This is a genomic window from Microbacterium sp. LCT-H2, assembly GCF_001866135.1.
In the GTDB taxonomy this organism is placed as follows: Bacteria; Actinomycetota; Actinomycetes; order Actinomycetales; family Microbacteriaceae; genus Microbacterium.
This window is the reverse complement of sequence record NZ_MODW01000016.1, coordinates 1-848: the sequence shown is the minus strand read 5'-3', so window position 1 is coordinate 848 and position 848 is coordinate 1. Positions and strand designations below refer to the sequence as shown.

Below are 848 nucleotides of genomic sequence, written 5' to 3'. Positions count from 1 at the left end.
GGGCTCTTCGGACATCCGGTGGGGGGGTCATGGGGTGAGTCCGCCGGCGGTGAGGAGCATGCGGAGGCGGTAGTTCTCGCGGTTGCGATAGCCGCGGGCGAGGCGGCGGTGGAGCTCGATGATCCCGTTGATCGCCTCGGTGCCGCCGTTGTTCGCGCGGCTCGTGGTGAAGTACGCCAGGAACGCTGAACGCCAGCGGCGGAGGGTGCGGCCGAGGCGGGCGATCTCGGGGATCGGGCAGGTGTGGAACGTGTCGACCACCCTCTCGGCGATCCGCCGCCCCTCGGTCAGGTCCTTCGCGTGGTAGGCAGAGCGCAGCTGCTGTGCGCACTGCCACGCGACGAACACCTCGTCGTGCGCAGGATCGGCCTCGATTGCCGCGGTCAGCCGGATCCGCTGCTTGTCGGTGAGGTTCTCGGCCCCGGCACGGAGGATGGTCTGAATCCCGTAGAGCGGGTCGCCCTTCCGACCGCGATGCCCGAGGGTGTCTTGCTGGACGCGGCGGCGGACCTCGTCGACGGCGGCGGTGCCGAGCTTGACGACATGGAACGCGTCCAGCACAGCGACCGCGTCTTCGAGCGTGTCATCGATCGCAGTCTTGTAGCCCGCGAACGGGTCCAGCGCCGCCACCTTCACGTTCTTTCGGAACGCTTCGCCCCGCTCGCTGAGCCAGGACGCGTATGCCTTCCCCGATCTGCCCGGCACGAGGTCGAGCAGCCTGGCCCGCGTCTTCCCGGTGCTGTCGCGGCTGAGGTCGACCATGCCGGTCAGTTCCTTCGGGCCCCGCTTGCGGTGGTCGACGTGATGCCAGATGTGCTCGTCGACGCCGAGCGTGGTCACGTTCTCGA

General features: G+C 68.9%; 1 protein-coding gene. It reads right to left on the bottom strand.

The annotated features are described in order from the left end of the window. Window positions 1–27 precede the first annotated feature (27 nt). Window positions 28–848 (bottom strand): ISL3 family transposase (locus BK819_RS16225; protein ID WP_143049343.1); only part of this gene is annotated, 821 nt, incomplete at its 5' end.